General features: G+C 47.3%; 6 protein-coding genes. 3 read left to right on the top strand and 3 right to left on the bottom strand.

Annotated features, from left to right (window positions below):
- The coding region (locus GMA8713_RS15115; protein WP_198159514.1) for a transposase at positions 1–249 on the top strand (249 nt) is incomplete at its 5' end.
- A gap of 63 nt (positions 250–312) precedes the next feature.
- Here the strand turns inward: GMA8713_RS15115 and GMA8713_RS15110 are convergent.
- Both GMA8713_RS15110 and GMA8713_RS15105 read right to left on the bottom strand, forming a co-directional pair.
- Positions 313–2,097 (bottom strand): xanthine dehydrogenase family protein molybdopterin-binding subunit, encoded by a 1,785-nt coding sequence (locus GMA8713_RS15110; RefSeq protein WP_232314455.1) that lies wholly within the window; start codon positions 2,095–2,097, stop codon positions 313–315.
- A gap of 4 nt (positions 2,098–2,101) precedes the next feature.
- On the bottom strand, positions 2,102–2,566 hold the full coding sequence (locus GMA8713_RS15105; RefSeq protein ID WP_062711580.1) for a (2Fe-2S)-binding protein: 465 nt from the start codon (positions 2,564–2,566) through the stop codon (positions 2,102–2,104).
- A 216-nt stretch (positions 2,567–2,782) separates the two neighbouring features.
- Between GMA8713_RS15105 and GMA8713_RS15100 the strand changes: the two genes are divergently transcribed.
- Positions 2,783–3,685, top strand: a complete 903-nt coding sequence (locus GMA8713_RS15100; RefSeq protein ID WP_062711577.1) for an AraC family transcriptional regulator — start codon at positions 2,783–2,785, stop codon at positions 3,683–3,685.
- A 63-nt stretch (positions 3,686–3,748) separates the two neighbouring features.
- Here the strand turns inward: GMA8713_RS15100 and GMA8713_RS15095 are convergent, their stop codons facing one another.
- Positions 3,749–4,300: a hypothetical protein gene (locus tag GMA8713_RS15095; RefSeq protein ID WP_062711574.1), complete on the bottom strand. Its 552-nt coding sequence runs from the start codon at positions 4,298–4,300 to the stop codon at positions 3,749–3,751.
- Between the two features lie 199 nt (positions 4,301–4,499).
- On the opposite strand from GMA8713_RS15095, the gene GMA8713_RS15090 reads away from it, so the two are divergent.
- Positions 4,500–5,969, top strand: coding sequence for a cobyric acid synthase (locus GMA8713_RS15090; protein WP_062711571.1), 1,470 nt, complete (start codon positions 4,500–4,502; stop codon positions 5,967–5,969).
- Positions 5,970–6,008: the final 39 nt, after the last annotated feature.

Genomic DNA, 6,008 nt, shown 5'->3' with positions numbered 1-6,008 from the left:
ATTCACAAGAGTCGAAAAACGAATATGTGGCTGGCGGCCAACCCCAAATTTGTCTTGTTATTTCAGCCTGTCTATTGCCCTTGGGTCAATGTGATAGAAAGGCTATGGCATGCACTACATGAGACCATCACACGCAATCATCAATGCAAGTACATGTACCAGCTATTGGCACAGGTGAAGCACTTTATGGCGACGGCATCACCGTATCCTGGCTCAGGTCATGGGATGGCAAAAAAGACTCACAATTAGGATCAGCTATTTAGGTTCATCTGGTGATACAGATGGTTCACTCGTTAAGCGGTGAACAGCGCTTCATACGACTTCACGTCGCACGCCCCATTCTGATTTCTCGACGGCCAAATTCAGAACACCAAGATGGCGAGGGTGGTTCTTGAGCAAAGCACGGCGCAGTTCGACCGGATCTTTCCCAGCTTTGTGCGCCAGTTCATCAAAGAAGGTTTCGGTTGAAAATGCTGTGTGCGTATGTCCCACAGATCGCCACCACAAAACGGGAACGGGTTGCTGAACAGTATGTAGCTCAACGGCTAAGTTGGGTATGGCATAAGGCAGGGTAGAAGCACCTTCAACTGAAGATGAGTCGACGCCGTCTTTGACCATGAAGCCCTCAAATGCTGTGCCTGCAGCAATAGATTGCCCAACGATGCGCTGCTTCCAGGCAGTAATGTTGCCTTGGTTATCAACGGCACCGCGGATTTTGTGGATGTACATGGGGCGGTAATAACCCGCGCGCATGTCATCTTCACGTGTCCACACCAGTTTGACGGGTACACCGGGCTGCGTTTTCGCAATCATTGTTGCTTCAACAACGTAATCTGCCTGAGGGTTAGCTCGACGTCCGAAACTACCCCCTGCAAACAAGGTGTTGATGGTGACGTTCTCTGGCTTGATACCAAGGACTGTGGCAACGGCAAACTGATCGACCGTTTGAATCTGTGCGCCGTACCAAAGCTCAGCTTTGTCATCCCCAACCAAAACCACACAGTTCATGGGTTCCATTGGTGAATGGGAAAGGTAGGGGAAATAGTAAGTGGCTTCGACAACGTTTTCTGCGCTTTCGAGAGCTTTACCTGCATCGCCATCGTTGCGGGCCGGAAGGCCGGGTGTTTGGGCAAGCGCCGTGTATTCAGTTTTCATCTGCTCAGTGTTCTTTGTGAACGCAGAGCGGTCCCACTTTATCGACAATTTGTCGCGTCCCGTTTTTGCGCTCCAGAAGTCTTTTGCAACGACAGCAATACCTGTCGGGATCTGAACAACATCGACAACTCCGGGAGATTGCTTGGCTGCAGTGGCATCAAACGAAACGACTTTTGCACCAAATGCCGGTGGATGAGCCACTAACGCAGTCAGCATGCCTTCCAGTTGAACGTCCTGTGTGAAGGTCGCGGTGCCGTTGCTTTTACCTTTATCTTTGCGGGCAGTCCCCGTTTTACCGATGATGGTGAATTGGTCTGGCGTTTTTATTACCACTTGATCATCTGGAGGCACTGATTGGAGTGCGGCGAGCTCGGCCATCTCACCATAGCTGGCTGACTTGTTAGTACCAGAGTGGGAGAGTGTGCTATTGCTTGCCGTAATTTCTGAAGCAGGGACTTCCCAAACCTTAGCTGCGGCATTCACCAACATGATTTTAGCTTTTGCGCCTGCCATGCGGAGCTGCATGAAGGAATTTGCGATAGCAGTACTGCCGCCTGTACCTTGCACTGGGCCAAACAGAAGGTTGTTATATTCGTTAGCGTTTGCTGGAGCTGCCTCTGTAGTGACTTTGCTCCAATCTGCATCGAGTTCGTCGGCAGCAATGGTTGCCAAGCCTGTCGTGACGCCTTGGCCCATGTCCAAGTGTTTAATCATGATGGTGACTGTGTCATCTGAACCGACGCGCACAAACGCGTTGGGTTCAAAAGGCTTACCTGCTGTTTCATTGGCACCGGCTGCAACAGAAGGAAGATGAACGCCTAAGGTTAATCCAGCACCGGCTGTCGACATGAGCTTAATTAAGTTACGGCGGCTGGTTCCGACCTGTTTAGTATTTTTGAAGAAAGCCTCTTCAGGCACATAACCGTTCAGAAAATCGCGCATGGTTCTATCCCTGTCTCAGTTCAGTGGCTGCTTGCTTGATTGCTTCTCGAATACGGACATAGGTTGCACAGCGGCAGATGTTTCCGTTCATGGCTGCATCAATGTCTGCGTCGGTAGGGGATGGATTACTGGCAAGTAATGCGCTGGCAGCCATGATCTGGCCTGATTGGCAGTACCCACATTGCGGCACCTGAATTTCTTCCCATGCGGCTTGAATGGCTTTGGAGGCTTTTGACTCAATACCTTCAATGGTGGTGATTTTCTGGCCTGCAACGGCAGATACTGGGGTGACACAAGAACGAATGGGTTGACCGCCCATATGAACAGTACACGCGCCACATTGTGCGAGACCGCAACCGAACTTTGTGCCGGTTAATTTAAGGTTGTCACGAATAGCCCAAAGCAGTGGGGTGTCCGTGGGTACATCGAGCTCGAAGTCCTGTCCGTTAATATTCACGGATACGCTCATGGTAGTCTCCTTTCGTACATAGAACGGCAGCGTATTCAGCTTTGGCGTGCGAAAATGTAGCCATCAGCCTTTGTTTACTATGTATTCAATCCATGGCTAATGTTATCGAGATGTTCCAGACTTCTTGCCTAAAAATCCGAAATGTTTTGTTTGTATCATTGAAAATGCACACTTAATGTCATAATCCTACGAGGGGTTGAATATAAGGTGACCGAAATGGAGTTTGTGTCTTCACTTGCGAAAAGTGTGTTTGAAAAGGTAAATGGGGAACTTGTTGAAGTCTCAGAAATCCCCGGCTTGAAGCTGTATTCGTGCCAACAGGAAATTGACCTGATGCCCATTGTTATCCAGCCATCCATTTGTTTTGTATTGCATTGTTTTGTATTGCAAGCAAAGAAGCGCGTTTCTACAGGTCAGCAATCTTTTGTCTACAGCGAAGACAGTTACCTGATCAACTCAGTGACACGTCCAGTAGAAGCCAGTTTACTGGATGTAAGCCAAGAGCGACCATATGTAGGCTTTAGTCTAGCCATAGACCAACAAATGGTTGGTCAACTAATGATGGAGATGTCTCCGTGGCAAAAAGAAACCTCGTCGCAGCCCCAACGCGATTTCACGCAAGCGACGAAAATGACAAAAGAGATTGAGAATGTGGTTACCCGGTTGTTGGGACTGCTCAACAATCCGATGGATCGCGAGATCCTTGCGCCGTCAATTTTCAGAGAGCTTTATTACCAAGTGCTTAAAGGGCCGGGAGGCGGGTTGTTGCGAAACTGTGTGAGTAACCATGCAGGCGCTAACCGTGTTGCGCCGGTTATTCATTACATTGAGCAGAACTTTGAAAGAAACTTGGCGATTGAGGAGATCGCGAGCGTAGCGGGAATGAGTGCATCAACACTTCATGAACATTTTAAGCAGGTAACAACAGTCTCGCCGATGCAGTATGTGAAGTCATTAAGGTTGCACAAGGCCAGATCGATGTTGTCTTCAGGGTATCAAGTTGCTGAGGTTTGCTATGAAGTAGGGTACAGCAGTCCTTCTCAGTTCAGTCGGGAATTTAAGCGCTATTTTGGCTTTACACCGAGTGAGGCACGTTCTTTGGCTACAACCATTGAATAGTAGCAATCTAACTCCAAACAAAAAGCGGACTCTGAGCCCGCTTGGATTGATTTGATATTTGGGTCAGAAGTTGAACAACACGTCGAAATAGACTTGTTCTTTGTATAGGCCGTTAGCTCTGTAGGTGGCGCCCAAAGATAGTATGTCGGTTGAATGAAAACGGCCGCCCAACTCTACGACTGAACGGGTATCATCAGAGTCGAAAGCGACTTGACCAACCAAAAGATTGGCTTCAATTTGTGGTAGAACCCAAGCTTTAACACCGACATTAACGCCATATGCCAATTCTCCCCAGTCATGTTTGTCATCTTCGGGAAATTTAACTGAATAAATCCTTGCATCGCCATGCACATCTACGAATCCATTAATTGGCGCGTGAAAACCGGCCCCACCAGACACTACCCAATCACCTTCAAACTGGCTGCTTGCGTTGACAATAAAATGCGCGCCATCCATGAAGGCAAGCCTACCTGTACCAGCGAGTCCCGAAGGGTTTGATGTAAAGCCGATTTCCAAATTGGTGTAGTTAAAGTTGGTCGCCATTGCGGCTGACGAAGTCAGAGCCATTGCAGTCACAATTGCTTTGATAGCAAATGATTTATTTGAATTTTTCACAGCGTTCCTTGCAGCAAGAGGTTAATGCAACTTAACAATCAGTGTATGGCTTGCTGTGCGAAAACTTTAGTCAGCATTCAAATAACTTTGACAGGGATTACAAAGAAATTTCCCTCAATCGAGGGGACTAGCATTTTTTTGCAATGACTATGATATCTTTCTCCATCATTTCATAGTTTCATTTCTTTCGGATCTATCCATGTTATCAACTTCTAAGGCCCTTATGGTTCAGGGCACAACGTCCGATGCTGGAAAAAGTGTCATTGTCGCGGGTCTATGCCGCGTGCTCGCCCGTCGAGGTGTGAAAGTGGCTCCGTTTAAGCCACAGAATATGGCGCTTAACAGTGCAGTGACGAGAGATGGCGGCGAAATAGGACGGGCGCAGGCATTTCAGGCATACGCATGTGGTATTGAGCCTACCGTTCACATGAATCCTATCTTGTTAAAACCCAGCGCTGATTCCGAGTCACAAGTGATCGTTCAAGGTAAAGCTGTAGAAGCAATGGACACAATTGGCTATCAGTCATACAAAGCTTTTGCAATGACGCCAGTACTGGAGTCATTTGGACATCTGATTTCAGAATTTGACACTGTACTGATTGAAGGTGCTGGAAGCCCTGCCGAAGTAAACCTTCGAGCGAATGATGTTGCTAATATGGGGTTTGCGGAAGAAGCCGATGTACCTGTCATCATTGTTGCTGATATTGACCGAGGTGGCGTGTTTGCTCATCTCATTGGCACGCTGGATTGTTTGTCTCAATCAGAACGAGATCGTGTGGTTGGATTTGTTATCAATCGTTTTCGAGGTGATGTGAGCCTGATAGAACCAGGACTTGAGTGGCTTGAAGAAAAGACAGGAAAGCCTGTTATTGGTGTAGTGCCCTATCTACAGGGCTTGATGCTTGATGCTGAAGACGCAATAGACACCAAGCAGGAAAAACTAGATTCCAGCGGTAACATTCTCAACGTTGCGGTGCCCGTCCTTCCACGTATTAGTAATCACACTGACTTCGATGCACTGCGAGCCCATCCACAGGTTAACTTGCAATATGTGGCGCCAGAAAAGCCGATTCCTTCGTGTGATTTGATTATAGTGCCGGGCAGTAAAAGTGTGATTTCAGACTTAATCAGCCTGAGAGAGTTTGGTTGGGATAAACAAATTCAAAAACACCTGAGATATGGCGGCAAAGTCGTCGGTATTTGTGGTGGTTATCAGATGCTAGGAAAGCACATTTCAGACCCATTGGGGCTGGAAGGTCACCAGTTGGAAACAATAGGACTTGGTTACCTTGATGCAAGGACTGTGATTGAAAAAGAAAAAGTGCTTACCCAAAAATCGGGACATCTTCACCTCAATAGAAAGGTGAGTCCAATCACGGGATATGAGATCCATATGGGTGTGACGACATCAAAAGGTGTGAACCCTGTCATCTGTGAAGAGGGTGATGATGGTCTGATCAACTCAGATAACAATATCTTCGGGACATACTGGCATGGGTTGTTCGATCAACCTGAGGCACTCAAGCTCATTCTTGAATGGGCTGGGCTGTCAGACGTTAAAGATATTGATTTGGCGAAAGAAAAACAACGTAGTTTAGACGTACTGGCAGACACGCTTGAAGAGTATCTAGATTTGGATTTCTTGTTCCCAAACACCGTTAAAAACTAATGGCTAGCATATGAATTCCATTAGTCAATATTTAAGTGG

This window comes from Grimontia marina (assembly GCF_900060185.1).
Taxonomy (GTDB): domain Bacteria; phylum Pseudomonadota; class Gammaproteobacteria; order Enterobacterales; family Vibrionaceae; genus Enterovibrio; species Enterovibrio marinus.
This window is presented reverse-complemented; position numbering and strand designations above follow the sequence as displayed.

Bases quoted from the DNA above. Each gene is read 5' to 3' on its own strand.
- GMA8713_RS15110 (WP_232314455.1), bottom strand. From the start codon at position 2,097: ATGCGCGATTTTCTGAACGGTTATGTGCCTGAAGAGGCTTTCTTCAAA.
- GMA8713_RS15105 (WP_062711580.1), bottom strand. From the start codon at position 2,566: ATGAGCGTATCCGTGAATATTAACGGACAGGACTTCGAGCTCGATGTA.
- GMA8713_RS15100 (WP_062711577.1), top strand. From the start codon at position 2,783: ATGGAGTTTGTGTCTTCACTTGCGAAAAGTGTGTTTGAAAAGGTAAAT.
- GMA8713_RS15090 (WP_062711571.1), top strand. From the start codon at position 4,500: ATGTTATCAACTTCTAAGGCCCTTATGGTTCAGGGCACAACGTCCGAT.